Annotated in this window: 12 protein-coding genes; 7 read left to right on the top strand and 5 right to left on the bottom strand. The window is 74.8% G+C overall.

The genetic code is table 11. The features are described from left to right. Nucleotides 1-2: 2 nt before the first annotated feature. From ACQYWQ_RS27440 to ACQYWQ_RS27425, 4 genes are read left to right on the top strand one after another with little or no spacing between them, the layout of a single operon-like run. Complete coding sequence (locus ACQYWQ_RS27440) at nt 3-1,019, top strand: FecCD family ABC transporter permease (RefSeq protein ID WP_431038332.1); 1,017 nt, start codon at nt 3-5, stop codon at nt 1,017-1,019. Next, nucleotides 1,016-2,170, top strand: coding sequence for a FecCD family ABC transporter permease (locus ACQYWQ_RS27435; RefSeq protein WP_431038331.1), 1,155 nt, complete (start codon nt 1,016-1,018; stop codon nt 2,168-2,170). The genes ACQYWQ_RS27440 and ACQYWQ_RS27435 overlap by 4 nt, the downstream gene beginning before the upstream one ends. After that, a complete protein-coding gene (locus tag ACQYWQ_RS27430; protein WP_431038330.1) occupies nt 2,167-3,096 on the top strand; it encodes an ABC transporter ATP-binding protein in 930 nt (309 codons plus the stop codon). Before ACQYWQ_RS27435 ends, ACQYWQ_RS27430 begins: the two co-directional genes overlap by 4 nt. A gap of 36 nt (nt 3,097-3,132) precedes the next feature. Next, nucleotides 3,133-4,155, top strand: coding sequence for an ABC transporter substrate-binding protein (locus ACQYWQ_RS27425; RefSeq protein ID WP_431038329.1), 1,023 nt, complete (start codon nt 3,133-3,135; stop codon nt 4,153-4,155). A gap of 66 nt (nt 4,156-4,221) precedes the next feature. Here ACQYWQ_RS27425 and ACQYWQ_RS27420 read toward each other — a convergent pair whose 3' ends face one another. The 5 genes from ACQYWQ_RS27420 to ACQYWQ_RS27400 all read right to left on the bottom strand — a co-directional run bounded on the left by ACQYWQ_RS27420 (nt 4,222) and on the right by ACQYWQ_RS27400 (nt 8,179). Beyond that, a complete protein-coding gene (locus ACQYWQ_RS27420) occupies nt 4,222-4,437 on the bottom strand; it encodes a hypothetical protein (RefSeq protein ID WP_431038327.1) in 216 nt (71 codons plus the stop codon). Between the two features lie 232 nt (nt 4,438-4,669). Further along, the gene (locus ACQYWQ_RS27415; protein WP_431038325.1) at nt 4,670-5,314 is read right to left on the bottom strand and encodes a hypothetical protein; all 645 of its coding nucleotides are present in this window, start codon (nt 5,312-5,314) and stop codon (nt 4,670-4,672) included. Further along, on the bottom strand, nt 5,251-6,114 hold the full coding sequence (locus ACQYWQ_RS27410; protein WP_431038323.1) for an ABC transporter permease: 864 nt from the start codon (nt 6,112-6,114) through the stop codon (nt 5,251-5,253). Before ACQYWQ_RS27410 ends, ACQYWQ_RS27415 begins: the two co-directional genes overlap by 64 nt. After that, the gene (locus ACQYWQ_RS27405; RefSeq protein ID WP_431039375.1) at nt 6,111-6,710 is read right to left on the bottom strand and encodes an ATP-binding cassette domain-containing protein; all 600 of its coding nucleotides are present in this window, start codon (nt 6,708-6,710) and stop codon (nt 6,111-6,113) included. The genes ACQYWQ_RS27410 and ACQYWQ_RS27405 overlap by 4 nt, the downstream gene beginning before the upstream one ends. A 161-nt stretch (nt 6,711-6,871) precedes the next feature. Beyond that, nucleotides 6,872-8,179 carry a wax ester/triacylglycerol synthase domain-containing protein gene (locus ACQYWQ_RS27400; protein WP_431038322.1) on the bottom strand — a complete coding sequence of 436 codons (1,308 nt, stop codon included), beginning with the start codon at nt 8,177-8,179 and terminating at the stop codon, nt 6,872-6,874. Between the two features lie 481 nt (nt 8,180-8,660). Between ACQYWQ_RS27400 and ACQYWQ_RS27395 the strand changes: the two genes are divergently transcribed. The 3 genes from ACQYWQ_RS27395 to ACQYWQ_RS27385 are packed head-to-tail and all read left to right on the top strand — an operon-like array spanning nt 8,661 to nt 17,804. After that, nucleotides 8,661-9,851 carry an SDR family oxidoreductase gene (locus ACQYWQ_RS27395; protein WP_431038320.1) on the top strand — a complete coding sequence of 397 codons (1,191 nt, stop codon included), beginning with the start codon at nt 8,661-8,663 and terminating at the stop codon, nt 9,849-9,851. A 49-nt stretch (nt 9,852-9,900) separates the two neighbouring features. After that, the gene (locus tag ACQYWQ_RS27390) at nt 9,901-11,484 is read left to right on the top strand and encodes a PfaD family polyunsaturated fatty acid/polyketide biosynthesis protein (protein ID WP_431038318.1); all 1,584 of its coding nucleotides are present in this window, start codon (nt 9,901-9,903) and stop codon (nt 11,482-11,484) included. A gap of 56 nt (nt 11,485-11,540) precedes the next feature. Further along, nucleotides 11,541-17,804, top strand: a complete 6,264-nt coding sequence (locus ACQYWQ_RS27385) for an SDR family NAD(P)-dependent oxidoreductase (RefSeq protein ID WP_431038316.1) — start codon at nt 11,541-11,543, stop codon at nt 17,802-17,804. Nucleotides 17,805-17,841: the final 37 nt, after the last annotated feature.

Genomic DNA, 17,841 nt, shown 5'->3' with positions numbered 1-17,841 from the left:
TCGTGCCCAAGCCTCACCCTGTGTTCGCCCCCCGCCGTGGGGGCGCACTCGTTCTCCTGTCGCTCCTGCTGCTCCTCATGGCGGTCGCGAGTCTCCTGCTCGGCAGCAACCACCTGTCGGTCTCCGCCGTGCTCGACGGCCTGACCGGCTCGGGCTCGCGCGCCGACCACTCCGTGGTGTGGGGCTCGCGCGTACCGCGCACCGTGCTCGGCGCCCTCGTCGGCGTGTGCCTCGGCGTCGCGGGGACCGTGATGCAGGGGCACACGCGCAACCCCCTGGCGGACCCCGGCCTGTTCGGCGTCTCGGCGGGCGCCGGGCTCGCGGTCGTGCTCGGCGCGTACGTGTGCGACGTACGGAGCGGCGGGGCGACGGTGTGGCTCGCGCTCGCGGGGGCCGCCCTCGCGAGCGTCGCCGTCTTCGGCATCACCGTCGCGGGCAGCGGCACGGCGAGCCCCGTACCGCTCGCCCTCGCGGGCGCGGCCGTCTCCGCGCTCCTCGGCGCGCTCACCTCGTTCCTCACGCTGACCGACCGTGATTCGCTCGACGCCTACCGGCTGTGGGTCGTCGGCTCGCTCGCCGGGCGGCAGACCGATGTCCTCACCTCCACCTGGCCGTTCATGGTCGCCGGGCTGCTCCTCGCCGCGCTCAACGCGCGCGCGCTCGACAACCTGTCCCTCGGTACGGAGGTCGCGCACGGCCTCGGCGAGAACGTGCCGCGCGCCCGCGTCGTCGGCCTCCTCTCGCTCACCCTCCTGACCGCCGCGGCGACCGCCGTCGCGGGCCCCATCGGCTTCGTGGGCCTCACGGTGCCGCACGTCGCCCGCGCCCTCGTCGGCACCGCGCACCGCTGGGCGCTGCCCGCGGCCGGGCTTGTCGGGGCCGTCCTCGTCCTCGCCGCCGATGTCGTCGGGCGGCTCGTCGCAGGGAGCGCCGAGATCGAGGTCGGCATCGTGCTCGCCGTGATCGGCGGTCCCGTCTTCGTCGCGGTGGCACGCCGCAGATCGCTGGTGGCGCTGTGAGACACGACATCCGGGTAAGGGAACGGGCCGCCGACGGCGTACGGGCACCCGCGGGGCCGGACGGCCTCACGCCGCGTACCGGCACACGGCCCGTCACGCCCCGTACCGGCGTGCTGATCGGGCCCGTCGGGCTCGCCTGGCGCCCCCGCGTCCTCGTGGTGACGCTCGTCGCGCTCGGGCTCGCCCTCGCGCTCCTCGTCGCCTCCGTCGCCGTCGGCGCGACGGCTCTCCCGCCGCTCACCGTGGCCCGCGCGCTCACCGGGGGCGGCAGCCCGACCGACCACTTCCTCGTCGTGACGCTGCGGCTGCCGCGCGCCCTCACGGGTGCGCTCGCCGGGCTCGCGCTCGGCGTGGCGGGCGCGCTCACGCAGACGTTCACGCGCAATCCGCTCGCGACGCCCGACATCCTCGGCGTGACCTCGGGGGCCTCGCTCGGCGCGGTCTCCGCGATCGTGCTGGGCGGCGGCGGGTACGCGATGGGCGCGGCCGTGCTCGGCGGCACCGTCCCCGCGGCGGCGACGGCGGGCGCGCTGCTCGCGGCGGTGCTCGTGTACGGGCTCGGGCTGCGCGGCGGGACACAGAGCTACCGGATCGTGCTCGTCGGGATCGGCGTCGGGGCCACGCTCGACGCGCTCACGAGCTATCTGCTCGTCAAGGCGCAGATCACGCAGGCGACCGCCGCGTCGGAGTGGCTCGTCGGGAGCCTGTCGGGTACGTCGTGGACGAGCGTGTGGCCGCTGCTCGTCTCGACGGGGACCGGCTTGCCGCTCGCCCTCGCCACCTCGGCCGCGCTGGCGCTCGGTCAGCTCGACGACGACGTGGCGACGGGCGTCGGGCTCGCGGTGCGCCGCCACCGGCTGCTCGTCATCGCACTCGCCGTGCTGCTGACGGCGGGCGCGGTCGCCGCGGCGGGCCCGGTCGGCTTCGTCGCCTTCGTCGTGCCGCAGATCGCGGTACGCGTGAGCCGCGCCGCGCGGCCTCCGCTCGCGCTCTCCGGGCTGCTCGGCGCGGCCCTCGTCCTCGGCGCCGACCTCGTCGCGCGCACGCTCTTCCCCTGGGAGGTGCCGGTCGGAATCCTCACGACCGTGGCCGGTGCCCCGTACCTGATCTGGCTGCTCGTGCGGCACCGCAAGGAGATGACGTCGGCATGACCGTTCCGAAGGCCACAGGGCCCGTCCTGGAAGCGCGCGGCCTGCGGCTCGCGTACGACGGGCGGACCGTGATCGACGGGCTCGACCTGTCGCTCGAAGCGGGGAGTGTCACGACGTTCCTCGGCGCGAACGGCTGCGGGAAGTCCACGCTCCTCAAGGCGCTGGGGCGGCTCCTGCGGCCGGTCTCCGGCGAGGTGCTGCTCGACGGGACACCCATCCGGCGCGTACCGGGGCGCGAGGTGGCGCGGCGGCTCGCGATCCTGCCGCAGAGCCCGGTGGCCCCCGCAGGCACGACCGTGCGCGACCTCGTCATGCGCGGCCGCAACCCCCACCAGAGCTGGGCCCGCCCGTGGACGCCGCACGACGCGGAGGTGGCGGAGCGGGCCATCGCTGCGACGGGCCTGGCCGAGGTCGCGCGCCGCGATGTCGCCTCGCTCTCCGGCGGGCAGCGGCAGCGCGCCTGGATCGCCCTCGTCATGGCACAGGAGGCGAGCACGCTGCTCCTGGACGAGCCGACCACGTACCTCGACCTGACGCACCAGCTGGAGGTGTTGCGCCTCGTGCGGCGCGTCAACCGCGAGCAGGGCACGACGGTCGTGATGGTGCTGCACGACCTGTCGCTGGCGGCACGGTACTCGGACCGGCTCGTGGTGCTGCACGAGGGCGGGATCGTCGCGGACGGCACGCCCGACGAGGTGCTGACGCCCGCGCTCCTGGAGCGCGCCTTCTCCCTGCGGGCACGGGTGGTGCCCGACCCGGCGACGGGGACTCCGCTGGTGGTGCCGGAAGCGGACGACGAGGCGGCCGGAACGCGCGCGCAGACGGAGGAGCGGGAGGGAGCGGGCGGCCGGACGGGCGCGGAGGAGCGGGAGGGAGCGGGCAGCCGGACGGGCGCGGAGGAGCAGGTGGGAGCGGGTGCCCGGTGACACGCCGCTCAGTTACTTAGGTTAGCCTCACCTTTCATGAACCTCCCCCGCTTCGGCGCACCCCGTGCCGCCGCCGTGGCCGTCCTGACCGCGGCGGCGCTCCTCGTGACCGGCTGTTCCTCCGACGACGGCTCCTCCGGTGACGGCTCATCGGCCGCGAAGGCCGCGTCGGGGCCGTGGACCTTCAAGGACGATCTCGGCAAGACCGTGAAGCTCGACCACAGGCCGCGGCGGATCGCCGGGCTCAACGACGTGCTGGTGTCGTTCATGAACTACGGGGTCGAGCCCGTCGCCTCGTTCGGCTACAGCTCGATCACCCAGGACAAGCGCTTCGCCGGTCTCGACACCAAGGGCGTCACGCCGGTCGGCACGACGTACGGGGCGATCAACCTGGAGAAGCTCGCCGCGGCGAAGCCCGACCTCATCGTCACCAACGTCTACCCGACCGACGCCAAGGGCACGATCGACAAGACCCAGCCCTCGTACGGCTTCAAGAACCTGGAGCAGCAGAAGCAGGTCGAGCAGATCGCCCCCGTCGTCTCGCTCTACATGGGCGGTGACGGCGCGAAGGTCATCGCACGCACCACCGCGCTCGCCACGGCGGTCGGCGCGAAGAAGGCCGTGGTCGCCGCCGCGAAGAAGAAGTTCGACAGCGCGAAGCAGGCGCTCGCCGAGGCGGGCGGGAACACGGAAGCGAAGGTCACCGTCCTGTACGCCGACGCGGACGGCGTGAGCGTCGCCCGGCCGGCCGACGACCCCGCGCTGCGCCTGTACCGCGACATCGGCGTCCCGATGACCGTCCCGAAGCCCAAGGGCTACTACTGGGGCAACTACAGCTGGGAGAACGCGGGGAAGATAGGCGGCGACCTGCTCCTGCTCTCGCAGGACGGCTACCAGACCGCCGACCTGAAGAAGCAGCCCACCTTCGCCGAGGCACCCGCGCTCACCTCGGGACAGGTCCACACCTGGGAGTCCTCGGGCATGGACTACGTCTCGCAGGCCGCGTACATGAAGCGCCTCGCGGGCTGGCTGACGAAGGCGAAGGCCGTCACGAAGTGACCGGTAACCGGTCGCCGTCCCGGTGGGAGGACGCGACCGGCGCCGTACGCGCGGCGTCCCTGACGCTCAGGGCCTGCGGTCGCCCCTGGGCGGGACGACAGTGTTGTGGACGAAGTGGGAGCCGTACCGCGAGCGGTGCGCGGCCGCCTCGCCGCGGGCCTTCGCTTCGAGGCGCAAGCCCTCGGCGTCCTCCGTACGGGAGTGCGGGCGGCGCAGCAGCTTGGCGACGAGCAACACCCCGAACAGCACCAGCACGCCCAGCAGCAAGCCGATCGTGACCACGACGAGTCCCCCTGCCTCCCGCGCCCCCGCGGAGTCGTAGCGTCCCTCGTACGAGGGCTGCCCAACCTACCCCCTCCCTCCGCCCCCGGCAATCGGCGCACCCCGCGCGGACACCATGAACCGGCGCCGGGCGTGACTCAACAGGACGTTGGAATACGGGAGTTCACCGGTGGGGCGCGCGGAGGCGGTCCGCTCGTCGGCCGCGGCTCCGGGCGCCCCGTACCGACCGGGACTACCAGCCCGCCTTCGCGCCGTCGTACGCCTTGCGGCAGGCGGCGTTCGTGGCCTCGGCGGAGAGCTTGCTCATGGCATTCGTCCAGACCTTCTTGGCCACCGTCTCCAGGCCCCGCGTCCTCTCGGGGACCAGCGGCGCGAACTTCTTGAGTGTGCCGACGGATGAGGTGGCGAACTTGACGCACACCGCGCCGCTGGTCCTCCTGTACCGCTCGTCCAGATCCGTCGCCACCGCCTGGCCGTTCGCCGTGGCCCAGTTGTTCCATGCCGTGCAGGCGGGCTGCGTGAGTGCCTCCTGGTCCGCCTCGCTCAGCGCCCCGACCTCGGCGAACAGCGCGTTCTTCGCCTTCTCGGGCACGGTGAAGTACGCGACGGGGAACTTGTCGAGGGTCTTCAGGAGCGCGTCCTGGCAGGCGGGCGGCAGGGGGGCCGCGAGCGGCGCCCGGCTCGCGAGCGCCCCCAGCCCGGCGCGTGCCTCCGGTGCGACGTGTGCCCCCGGGCCCGCGTGTGACTCCGATGCCGCGTGTGCCTCCGGTGCCGCGTGTGCGAAGGAAGGGACGGTCACTACGGAGGCGGTCACTACGGAGGCGGAGAGGACGGCGGCGGCGATGACGGTGCTCCGGAGGGTGCGGCGAAGGGCCATGAGGGTGTGCTCCTTGGGGAGAGGCGGGGACCGCGACGGGCCGGGAGCGCGTCGCGGGTACGGCGGCGGAAGACGAGGAAGGCGCAGGACACGGCCGCCGCGCACCACAGGATCTGGATCTCCAGCCCGCGGGCGGATGAGTCCGTGGAGAAGGCCGCGGCCATGCCGGTCTGCACCGCTCCGTACGAGGGCAGGAAGCGGACGAGGGCGCTGTCGGACCCCGAGCTGGACAGGGGGTTCTGGAGGGCGACGTCGAGGATGCTGATCATGAGGATCGCGAACATCCCCTCCACCTCGTGCCGGAGGACCGAGCCGAAGACCACGCCGAGCGCGCCGTACGTCAGCGCGGCCCAGAAGAGCGCGGCGGTGAGCAGGACCGGCTGCCGGGGGGACCAGGCAATGCCGGTGGCCACCGTGGCGTAGGCGGAGATCGCGGCGCAGATCAGGGTCAGCGCGGAGAGTTTGGCGAGCACGAGGTGGAAACGCGGGTAACCCGCCATCGCCAGGCGCCGGTCGAAGGCGCCGCCGGTGAACGTGGCGGCGAACATCATGAAGCCGGCGATCAGGGTGACGGCGTTGAGCGCTCCTGTGATCTGCGTGAGGTGGTTGCCCGCGGGCGCCAGGAGCCGGCCCGTGGCGCGGAGCCTGAAGGGTGCCCTGCGGTCGGGAATGGTCACGTAGGCGAGGGTGATCCAGGTGGGGATGTAGAGCACCACGAGCAGCATCGCGAAGCGGTTGCGGGCGTGGCCCGTGAGCGCGTACCGGGTCGCGGTGGCGAAGAGCGACAGGTGCCCGTTCACGTCGCCTCCCCCGGACGGGTGTCCTGCGGGTGGAGGCGGCCCTCGCTCAGGCGCCACAACTCGTCGAGCCGCCCCGCGTCGTAGGCCAGGTGCGAGACGACGAGCACGGAGCGCCCGGCGTCGCGCAGCGCGCCCGCCAGTTCCCAGAAGCGCAGGTACGTCTCCCAGTCGAAGCCCTGGTAGGGCTCGTCGAGGAGGAGCACGTCCGGGTCGTGCATGAGGGCCAGGGTCAGGTTCAGTTTCTGCCGGGAGCCGCCGCTGAGCAGTCCGGCGCGCTGGTCGAGGTACTCGGTGAACGCGAGCGTCTCCAGGATCTCGTGGGCCCGGCGCAGGTCGCGGAGCCCGAAGGCGCGGCGGAAGAGGTGGAGGTGCTGCCGCACCGTGAAGGCGTCGTCGAGCACGACGGTCTGCGGGCAGTACCCGAACCTGCCCCGGTGCCTGACGGTGCCGCGGTCGGGCCTCAGCTCCCCCGAGAGCACCTTCAGGAGGGTCGACTTCCCCGCGCCGTTCTCGCCCACGATCCCGGCGAGCACGCCGGGGCGCAGAGCGAAGTCGACACCGCGCAGGACGCTGTGCCGCCGGTAGGAGTGGTGCAACCCCCCGACGTTCAGCAGGGCACCGGTGTTCGGCAGGGCACCGATGTTCGGCAGGGCGCCGGTGTTCGGCAGGGCGCCGGTGTTCGGCAGGGCGCCGTCTTCTGCCGGGCCGCCCGCTTCCGGCAGGAGGCCGCGCCCGCGCGCGGCCGCCTTCGCCCGCCTCATGCGGCGTCCGCGGGGGCCACCGCCGCTTCGAGCGCCGTCACGGCCTCCTCCCACAGGCGGGGCAGGCACTCCCCCAGCGGCAGCGCGCGGTCGGTCACGAAGGACACGTCCGCCCAGGGGCCGAAGAACGAGAGACCGACGCCGAAGAGGTGCCCGGGCAGCAGGAGCGGGAGGAGAGCGGTGCCGGTCACCGTGGTGCCGCCGAGTGCGCCGTGGTCGGCGACGGGCATGGACGTGGCCAGGATGTCGGTGACGCGCGAGGAGAACACCCCGCGCATGTACCACTCGGTGGGGCGGTCCGGCATGAACCTCACCACGTCCTGCACGGCCTGCCGCCACGGCTCGCTCCGCAGGCGCGCGGTCGCCTCCGTGACCCGTCGCAGCCGCCACAGCGGCGCGTCACGTTCCGGGCGTCCGCCTGCCGGAGCCGGGGCCCGTACGGGGAGGTCGAGCGGCAGCGCGAAGCAGCGGTTGCCCCAGGTCTGCTCCTCGTCCTGACGCCTGGCGTCCAGGGGCACCAGCGCCGAGACGCGCGGCAGCGGTACGCCCGTCCGCGCCGACCAGGCGGACAACGCCCCCGCCAGCGCCGCGAGGTGGGCGTCGTGCGCGGAACCGCCGCGCGCGGCACCGATCCGCCGCAGCGCCTCCAGCGGCACGCGCCCCCGCCCCAGCCGCCTGTCCCCCGTCGGTGTGTACGGGAGCGCGGGTCCGCGGCGGCGGGGGGTGAACACGGTGAACGCCGCGCGCGCGGTGAGGCCGAGGGCGAGCGCCACTCGGGGCCCCGTTCCGGCGCGCGGCCTGGGGACGGGACGCGCGGACGGCTCTCCCCCGCTCAGCAGCGTGCGGAAGGCGAGCGCGGCGGCCGAGCCGTCCTGGCAGGCGTGCTGGAAGCGGTAGCAGACGGCGTACGCGTCGGGCGCGAGCCCGCGGACGAGCCAGATCCCCCAGCGCGCGCCCGCGGGGAACGGCGCGTTGAGCGCCGTGTCCAGGGCGGATTCCGCCTGTTCGGGGCCCTCGGCGACGACCTCGTGCACGTGCCGTTCGACCGTGAACCCGGCATCGGTCACCCAGTGGGACCGCCGGGGCCCGCCCTCCACGCGGCTCGCGAAGAGCGGGAGCCTGGGCAGGCAGAGCCCCACGTACGCGCGCAGTTCGTCCAGGGTCGGCGGGGGGCCGCTCAGGTAGGCGATGCCGCCGGAGTCCCAGCGGACGTCGGGGCGGGTGCGCTCCAGGCGGAGGAAGGCGCGGTCCACGGAGTGGGCGGGATGACGCAGGGCCGGGACGGAGGAGGTGGACGTGGGCATGGGCGCTCCCGTTCTTCTCGGCCCGCGCGCTCCCGGGGAACGAATGCGGGCCGATGGGGCCGGTACGCCGGTACCGGCGCTTCGGTCCGGTTCGTACCTCCTGGGTTATATCCGGCGGTTGTCGGCACGGAACCCGGCCGCGGAACCGCCGACCGCTGTGACCCTCGGTAACGTGACGCGTCCGCTTTTCCCTCGCTCCCACGTCAGCCCCCGCGCGAGCCCTTCGCGAAGGCCCGGCGGACCAGCCAGGGGGTTCACCCGAAAGGGTGAGGTGGGGGGAGTGACCGGCGGGGCGAAAGGTGTCGCGCCGTCACAGAGGGGCCGCGGAGGCACGTACAGGAACGACTGTTCGTCACCTTGCTCACCTCGCACTCCATCGTTCGGGTGAGTTGCGGGGCGAGGTCTCCGCTCCCCCGCCGTCATCTGCGACCGTTCTGCTCACCTCTTCCCTTCCGTATCGGAGCCCCTGGGGGTTCAGGTCGTGCACGTCGCCCTGACCGGCGCCACCGGATTTCTCGGACTCCGACTGTTGCGCCAACTCCTCACCACTCACACGTCGTTGACGGTCCTGACACATGCGGGCTCGGGCGACGCCCTCTCCCGTATCACCAGGTTCTTCGAGCTGTCGGGCGCCCCGGAGGCGCTGGTACGCGCGCTCCCCCGCCGGCTGCGCGTGGTGGAAACCGCCCTGGAGCAACCGCGGCTGGGGCTGTCACGCACCGCCTTCAGGGAACTCGCCGACAGCCTCGGGGCGATCTGGCACAGCGCGGGGAGCATCAACCTGGAAGGCGACCTGGCGCACCTGCGCCGTACCAACGTGGAGGGCACCCGGCACGTACTCGACCTCGCCGCCGCCGGACGGCACAGACCCGCGGTCCACCACGTCAGCACCGCCTTCGTGGCGGGGGCGCGGCGGGAGGGGGTCGCGTACGAGGACGAACTGAGCGGGGCCCACGGCTTCGAGAACGCCTACGAGCGCTCCAAGTTCGAGGCCGAGACGCTGGTCAGGGACTGGTCGAGGACACACGGCAGACCGGTCCTCGTCCTGCGGCCGAGCATCCTGGTCACCGACCTGCCGCCGCACCCGGAGCTGCCCACGCATCCCCTGCAGGTCATCGAGCAGATCCTGCGGGACTCCCTGCGCGCCGCGGGTCACGAGGACGCCCCCGGTGCGGCCAGGACACGGATGCGCCTCGTCGGGCACCCGTACGGTCACCTCAACCTCATGCCGGTGGAGGAGGCGGCCGACGTCATGGTGCGGCTGGCCGAGCGCCCCGCCCCGGGGGAAGCCACCGTGCCGGGGCAGGCCACCACGCCGGGGCAGGCCACCACGCCGGGGCAAACCCCCGTGTCGGGAAGGGCCACCGCCTCGGGGCAAGTCACCACCTACCACGTGGTCCACCACCACGACGTGCCCGTGCCGACCGTCGTCGCGCTCCTGGAACGGCTCGTGCCGCTCGACCTCGCCCTGGTCCCCGAGCGGCCCGCCGACGCCACGCCCCTTGAGGCCCTGATGGATTTCTACCCGGGCTTCACCTCCTACCTCGGTCACCGCCGCCGCTTCGACGACACCCGCGTGCGAACCCTGTTCGGGGCCAGGCCCTCCGCGTACCGCGTGGACCTCGCCTACCTGTGCGCGGGGCTGATGCGCGGCCGGCCTGTCACGGGCTAGCACCCCCGCTTCCCCCCCGCCCCCTCACCAGCCCGCTGGGAGCCCGCCCTTGTCCGTTCTCGCCGGTCCCGCCGCCCCCGACTCCCTCTCCCCTTCGGCCTTCTCGCCCGAGGGCATCACCGCCTCCTGCCGCCGCGTCCGGGAACCCGCGCACGTCGTCGCCCACCCGGACGGCCGCACCCGGGGCCTCACTCCGGAGCAGCCGCCCGCCGCACCGCTCGGCACGCTGCCCCCGCTGTATCCCGAGTGGCTCGGCGGGCGGACCTTCTGCGAGGCGCACGGTGTGCGTTTCCCCTACGTGGCGGGCGAGATGGCCAACGGCATCACCACCACGGCGATGGTCACGGCGATGGCGCGCGCCGAGATGCTCGGCTTCTTCGGCGCGGGCGGCCTGCGGACGGACGAGGTCGAGCGCGCCGTGGTGGCGCTGGCGGCCGAGCTGCCGGACCGGAGCAACTGGGGCGTCAACCTGCTCCACTCACCGGCCGAGCCCGCGCTGGAGTTCGGCGTCGCCAAGCTGCTCCTGCGCCACCGCGTGCCACGGATCTCGGCCTCGGCGTACATGGAGCTGACGCCCGCCGTCGTGCTGTGCTCCGCGCGGGGGCTGCGCAGGGACCCCGCCGGGCGGATCGTGCGCGGGCGCCGGATGCTGGCGAAGGTCTCCCGCCCCGAGGTCGCCCGTGCCTTCCTGTCGCCCGCTCCCCCCGCACTCCTGCGCGCCCTCCTCGCCCAGGGGGAGCTGACACCCGAGGAGGCCGAGCTGGCCGGGCTCGTCCCTGTGGCCGACGACCTCACGGTGGAGGCCGACAGCGCGGGCCACACCGACAACCGGCCGCTGGCCGCCCTGCTCCCGAGGATCGCTCTCCTCCGCGACGAACTCACCGAGCGCTTCGGCTACCGCCAGGCGATCGGGATCGGCGCGGCGGGCGGTCTGGGCACGCCGGGCGCGGTGGCCGCCGCGTTCGCGCTCGGCGCCTCGTACGTGGTCGTGGGCTCCGCGCACCAGACCGCCACCGAGGCGGGACTGTCCGACGCGGCGAAGGCGATGCTGTGCGAGGCGGACGTCGCCGATGTGACGATGGCCCCCGCCGCCGACATGTTCGAGTGGGGCGTCCGCCTCCAAGTACTGTCCCGGGGAACCATGTTCGCGCGGCGCGCGGCCCGGCTGTACAGCGCCTACCAGGAGCACGAAGGGCTGGAGGCGCTCCCCGCGCCGCTGCGTGCGGCGCTCGAACGGGATGTCCTCGGCGCCTCCATCGACGAGGTCTGGGACCGTACGCGCGCCTTCTGGGCGTCGCGCGACGCGTCCCAGCTCACCCGTGCCGAAGCCGATCCCAAGCACCGCATGGCACTCGTCTTCCGCTGGTACCTGGGGAGTTCCAGCAAGTGGGCGATCACAGGGGACCCGGCGCGGCGCGCCGACTACCAGATCTGGTGCGGGCCCGCGATGGGCGCCTTCAACCAGTGGGTGGCGGGCACCTTCCTCGCCGACCCCGCGCGGCGGTCGGTGACCCAGATCGCGCTCAACCTCGTCGAAGGCGCCGCCGTGCTCACGCGCGCCCACCAGGCGCGCACCCACGGCGTGCCCGTCCCGGCAGCCGCCTTCACCTACGTACCGCGCCCGCTCGCATGACCGCGAGCGGCGGCGTACCGGCGCCCGCGCCGCACCTTCGACAGCAGGGAGAGACCGTGTCCGACACCCACCGCCAGGTGCCGATCGCCGTGGTCGGGATCGGTGCGCTGGTCCCGGGCGCGCGGGACGCCGCCGGGTACTGGCGGGCCGTCGTCGCGGGGCGCGACATGATCACGGAGGTCCCCGCGTCCCGCTGGCACGTGGCGGACCACTACGACCCCGACCCCACCGCGCCCGACAAGACCTACGCCCGCAGGGGCGCGTTCCTGCCGGAGGTCGCCTTCGACCCGCTCGCCCACGGGATACCGCCCACCAATCTGCCGTCCACGGACAGCGCCCAGTTGCTCGCCCTCGTGGTGGCCGAGCAGGTGCTCGCCGACGCGGGCGGCCTGCGCGGCGTGGACCGCGACCGGGTCGGCGTCGTGCTCGGCGCCGCGGCGCTGGAACTGCTTCCGCACATGTACGGGCGCACCCACCGGCCCGTCTGGCTCAGGGCGCTGCGCGAGAGCGGGCTGCCGGAGGCCGAGGCGCGCGCGGCCTGCGAGCGGATCGCCGCGCAGTACACCCCCTGGCGGGAATCCACCTTCCCCGGGATGCTCGGCAATGTCGTCGCGGGCAGGGTCGCCCACAGGTTCGACCTGCACGGCACCAACCACACCACCGACGCGGCCTGCGCCAGCTCACTCGCCGCTCTGTCCACGGCGGTCGCCGAACTCTCGCTCGGGCGCTCCGACCTGGTGATCAGCGGCGGCGTCGACACCGGCAACGACGTCGGGATGTTCGTCTGCTTCTCCAAGACGCCCGCGCTCTCCCCCACGGGCGACTGCCGCCCGTTCTCCACGGCGGCTGACGGCACCATGCTGGGCGAGGCCGTCGTCATGTACGCCCTCAAGCGCCTGTCCGACGCGGAGCGGGACGGCGACCGCGTCCACGCCGTGATCCGCGGCATCGGCACCTCGTCCGACGGCAGGGGCACGGCGATCTACGCGCCGCTGCCCGCGGGCCAGGCCAGGGCCCTGCGCCGCGCCTACGAGGAGGCGGGGTACGGGCCGGACACGGTGGAGCTGGTGGAGGCGCACGGCACCGGGACCAAGGCCGGGGACGCCGCCGAACTGACCGCCCTGCGCGAGGTGTTCGGCGGCCCGGGGCCCGCCGGACGCCCGTGGTGCGCCCTCGGCTCGGTCAAATCGCAGATCGGCCACACCAAGTGCGCGGCGGGCGCGGCGGGCCTGCTCAAGGCGGTCATGGCACTGCGGCACCAGGTGCTGCCCCCGACGATCAAGGTCGAGGACCCCGCCGCCGGGATCAGCGCCCCTGACAGCCCCTTCTACCTCAGCACCCGCGCCCGCCCGTGGGTGCGCACCGACGACCACCCCCGCCGGGCGTCGGTCTCCAGCTTCGGCTTCGGCGGCAGCAACTTCCACGTCACGCTGGAGGAGTACGTGCCCTCCCGGGCCTCGGGCCGTGCCGCCTGGCGCCATCGGGCCGCCCCCAGCGAACTCGTCCTGTTCAGCGCCTCGTCCCCGTCCGAGCTGCCCACGGCGGCGCCCGCCGACGGCAGGTCGCTCGCGGACGTGGCGCGGGAGAGCCAGAGTGCCTTCTCGCCCACGGCCCCGGTGCGGCTGGCCGTCGTCGCGGAAGGGACCGAGGACCTGGCGCGGAAGTACGCCGCCGCCGTCGAGCGGGTCCTGCGGCACCCCGGGGAGTCCTTCTCCACCCCTGCGGGCACGCACTACGCGGCCGGGCTCCCCGAGCCGGGCAGGACCGCCTTCCTCTTTCCCGGGCAGGGCGCCCAGTACGTCGGCATGGGCGCCGACCTGGCGATGCTGTCGCCGGACGCCCAGCGGGTCTGGGACCGGCTGGGCGGCACGGAGTGGGAAGGACTGCCCCTGCACAGGGCCGTGTTCCCGCCGCCCGCCTTCACCGAGGAGGAGCACGCGGGCGCCGCAGGACTGCTGACCGCGACCGAGTGGGCGCAGCCCGCTCTCGCGGTCCACAGCCTCGCGCTCCTCGCCGTGCTGCGGGGGCTCGGGCTGCGTCCCGACTGCGTCGCCGGCCACAGCTTCGGGGAACTCGTGGCCCTGCACTGCGCGGGCGTCCTGGACGCCGGTTCCCTGCTCGCGGTGGCCCGCGAACGCGGTGTCCTGATGCGGGACACGGCCGCCGCGCCGGGCGCGATGCTGGCCGTCGCCGCGGACCAGGAACGGGTGAACGCCGTGCTGGCGGCGTCGGGCGCGCGCGAGGTGTGGCCCGCCAACGACAACGCCCCGCGCCAAGTCGTGCTCTCGGGCACCCTCGCGGCGATCGGCGAAGCGGAACGCGCCTTCGCCGCCGAGGACATCGTCACCCACCGGCTGCGCACCTCGCTCGCCTTCCACAGCCCGCTGGTGGCCCCTGCCGCCGAGTCCTTCGCCGCCTTCCTGGACGGCATCCCGCTCGCGAAGGCGCGGCAGGAGGTCTGGAGCAACGCGGACGCGGCGCCCCACCCCTCCGCGCCGGAGGAGGTACGGCGCGCGCTCGCCCGCCACCTCACCTCGCCCGTGCGCTTCCGCGAGCAGATCGAGGCGATGCACGCGGCGGGGGTCAGGACCTTCGTCGAGGCCGGAGCGGGGAACACGCTGACCGGCCTGGTGGGGCAGATCCTGGGAAGCCGCGCGCACACGGCCGTCGCCCTGGAGCGGCCGGGCGGCGACGGCGTCACAGCGCTGCACGCCGCGCTCGGCCGCCTCGCCGTCGCGGGCGTTCCGCTGGACTTCGCACACCTGTGGGCACCCTACGGACCGGCCCGCACACCCGAGAAGGAGCGCGAACCGCGCATGACAGTGCAGATCAGCGGAGCCAACCACCGCGAACCCCGGGCGCCGGAGGCCGGTGCCGCCCCGGAGCAGCCGATGAGCACGGCGCCTTTCCCGCCCGGACCCCCGCCGGAGGCCGCCACGCCCCCGGTGCCGGAACCACGGCCCGCGCCCGCGCCCCGGTACGGGGGAGCGCCCGCGTACGGGGAAGCAGTGTCCGCGTACGGCGAGGCGGCCGCGTACGGCGAGGCGGCGGCACCGGCGACCTCGTACGGAGAAGCGGCGGCCTCGTACGAGCGGGCCCCCGCTCCGCCGCCCCTCCCCGTCCCACCCGCGGTGCCCGCCGCACCCGCCGTGCCCGGTCGGGCCGGTGACCCGGACTGGTACGCCCTCGTCGAGAGCGTCCAGCGGCAGACGGCCGAGGCCCACACCGCCTGCCAGCGCATGCTGATCGACAGTCATACCGCGTTCCTGCGGATGTCCGAGAGCACGCTCAGCGCGATGCTGGGCGTGCCGGGCGACCCTGGAATCGCCGCGGTCACGCCCTCGGCGCCGGCCCTCCCCGCGCCACCACCGCCACCGCCGCCGTCGATGCCGCCGCCCGCCCCGAGGGCGGCCCGGGACGCGGGAACACGGCCGCCCCTGCCGGAGCACCCGGCCGTTCCCCGCCCGGCCCCGGCGCCCGAAGTGCTCCCCAGGACCCCGACCGCCCTCGTCCCGCCCGCGGCGTCCCCGGCCTCGCCTCAGACGTCCCCCGGCCCCGTCCTGCCCGCTTCCGGTCCCGAGGAGACGCCCGGTCAGGTCGCCGCGGGACCGCTGTCCGCGCGCGCGCTCGAAGAGCTGCTGCTCTCGGTCGTGGCGCGGCTGACCGGGTATCCCGCGCAGATGCTCAGCCTGGACATGGAGCTGGAGGCGGACCTGGGCGTGGACTCGATCAAGCGCGTCGAGATCCTGTCCGCCGTGCGGCGGCACATCGGCGACGTGCCCACCGCGCAGGTCTCCGGGCTCGGCAAGCTGCGCACCCTGCGCGAGATCACCGACGCCCTCACCGCGGGCACCACCGGCACCACCGGCGCAGGGCAGCCGTCCGAAGGCGGTACGGGCCCGGCCGAACCCCCCGCCCCGGAACACCCCGCCGCCGAACTCCGCGCCGCCGGGCGCCCCGCCCCCACCCCCGTACCCGCGACGCCCCTGCCACCCGCACCAGCACCGGCACCGGCACCCGCACCCGCACCCGCACCCGCACCCGCACAGGAAGCGGCGCCGCCGCCCGCCCTGACCCGCCTCGTGACCCGCCTCGTGGCGGCACCCGCGTGCGGGCTGGCGCCCGCCGGGCTCGGTGACGGGCCTGTGGTGGTGACCGATGGGGGCGTGACAGGGGACGAGGGCGGGGAACTCGCCGCGCTCGTGGCCCGTCGCCTGACCGAGCACGGCGTCGAGGCGACCGCCGTGACGGACGTGCCCGAGGACGCGCACGGCGTGCTCCACATCGGCGGGCTGACCGCGGCGGGCGCCCCGGACGAGGCGGGCGAGGTCCGGCGCTCGGTGTTCCGCGCGGCGCGGGCGGTCGCGCGGCGCATGACGGCGGACGGCGGCGTGTTCATCACCGTGCAGGACACCGGTGGCGACTTCGGGCACGGAGCGCTGCGGCCGGAGCGTGCCTGGCTCGGCGGGATCGCCGCGCTGGCGGCGACGGCGCGCGAGGAGTGGCCGAAGGCCACCGTCAGGGCCATCGACTGCGAGGCGGGCGGGCGCGCGCCCGACGCCGTCGCCGAAGCACTCGTGCGCGAGGTCCTTGAGGGCGGCGCGGAGCGGGAGACCGGGCTGCGCGCCGACGGCACGCGGACGGTCCCGCACACGGTCGCCGCCGCCCCGGCCGCCGCGGGACCGCCGCCCGTCACGCCTGATTCGGTGATCGTCGCGAGCGGGGGCGCGCGGGGCGTGACGGCGGCCGGGCTCCTCGCACTCGCGCGGGCGCACCGCCCGCGGATCGCGCTGCTCGGCAGGACGCCCGCGGTGGCGGAGCCCGCCGGTCTGGAGACCGCCGAGGACGAGCCCTCGCTCGTCCGCCTGCTCGCGGTGAGCGCGGCGGACCCCTCGCCCGCCGCGCTCACCGCCCGGGCCAGGGAGATCCTGGCGGCGCGTGAGGTCCGGGCCACGGTGGCGGCGCTGGAGGCGGCGGGCTCCCCGGTCCGCTACGTACCCGTCGACGTGCGGGACGAGGCGGCCGTCCGTGCCGCGCTGGACGAGGTGCGCGCCGCGTGGGGTCCCGTCACCGGACTCGTGCACGGCGCGGGGGTGCTCGCGGACAAGCTTCTCGCCGACAAGACCGACGCCCAGTTCGACGAGGTGCTCTCCACCAAGGTGGACGGGCTGCGCGCGCTGCTCGCCGCGACGGCCGGGGACCCGCTCGGCCTGCTCTGCCTCTTCTCCTCCGTCGCCGCCACGTTCGGCAACGCGGGACAGGCCGACTACGCGATGGCCAACGGGGTGCTCGACCACGTGGCGTCGGCCGAGCGGGCCAAGCGCCCCGGCTGCCTGGTGCGCTCCGTGGCCTGGGGCCCCTGGCACGGGGGCATGGTCACCCCGGCCCTGGCCGGGCACTTCGGCCGCTCGGGCGTCGCGCTCATCCCCCTGGACCGGGGCGCCGCCGCCTTCTCGGCGGAACTGGGCGACCCGGAGGGTGCCCCTCGCGTCGTGATCGCGGCGGGCGACGCGGCTCCCGCCGCCGATCCCCGGCCCGGCGGCGCGCGGGTCCTGATCGGGGGCAGCCGCCTTCCGCAGCTGGCCGACCACGAGATCGCCGGGGTCCCCGTCCTGCCCCTGGCGATGGCTCTCGACTGGCTCACCGGCGCGGTCCGTCCGCAGTGGCCCGCGAGCGAGCCGCTGGTCCTGCGCGACGTACGGGTCTACCGCACGTGCGGGCTGCCGCGGCTCGGTGACGGCGGGCACCGCCTCGACGTGCGGGTCGGTGCCGCCGCGACGGGCGTCCCGCCGCGCTGGGAGGCGGAACTGCGCGACGAGACGGGCGTTCCGCACGTCGGCGCCGTCGTGGAGCGGGCCGGTGCCGCGCCCGATCCGGCCGCGTGGACGACCCCGGAGGAACTCGCTGTGCCCGCGTCCCCCGAGGTGTACGACGGTCATGTCCTCTTCCACGGGCCCCGGTTCCGGGCCGTGCGCGCCGTGCGCGGTGTCTCGCGGCACGGCGCCGAGGCGACGGTCGTGGGACTGCGGGAGCTGGACTGGACGGGTGCGGCCTGGTCGCTGGACGCCGCCGCGCTGGACGGTGCCCTCCAGGTCGCGCTGCTCTGGGGGCGGGAGGTGCTCGGTGCGGCGGCGCTGCCGATGGCCGTGGCGGAGTGCGGTGTGCACCGGCGCGGTCCGGCGCGGGGCTCGCTGCGGTGCGTCGTACGGGCGCGGAAGACGCACGAGACGGGGGCGCGGTGCGACGTCGCCGTCCTCGATCCCGACGGCGCGGTGCGCTTCGAACTGCTCGGTGTGGAACTCGTACGCCGTCCGTCCTGAACGGGACGTCTGGACCGACCTTCCTGAAAGGGGTACG

Source organism: Streptomyces sp. P6-2-1 (assembly GCF_050613165.1).
In the GTDB taxonomy this organism is placed as follows: domain Bacteria; phylum Actinomycetota; class Actinomycetes; order Streptomycetales; family Streptomycetaceae; genus Streptomyces.
This window is presented reverse-complemented; position numbering and strand designations above follow the sequence as displayed.

Excerpts from the sequence above, each read along its gene's own strand:
- ACQYWQ_RS27430 (WP_431038330.1), top strand. The coding sequence starts at position 2,167 with ATGACCGTTCCGAAGGCCACAGGGCCCGTCCTGGAAGCGCGCGGCCTG.
- ACQYWQ_RS27425 (WP_431038329.1), top strand. The coding sequence starts at position 3,133 with ATGAACCTCCCCCGCTTCGGCGCACCCCGTGCCGCCGCCGTGGCCGTC.
- ACQYWQ_RS27415 (WP_431038325.1), bottom strand. The coding sequence starts at position 5,314 with ATGGCCCTTCGCCGCACCCTCCGGAGCACCGTCATCGCCGCCGCCGTC.
- ACQYWQ_RS27400 (WP_431038322.1), bottom strand. The coding sequence starts at position 8,179 with ATGCCCACGTCCACCTCCTCCGTCCCGGCCCTGCGTCATCCCGCCCAC.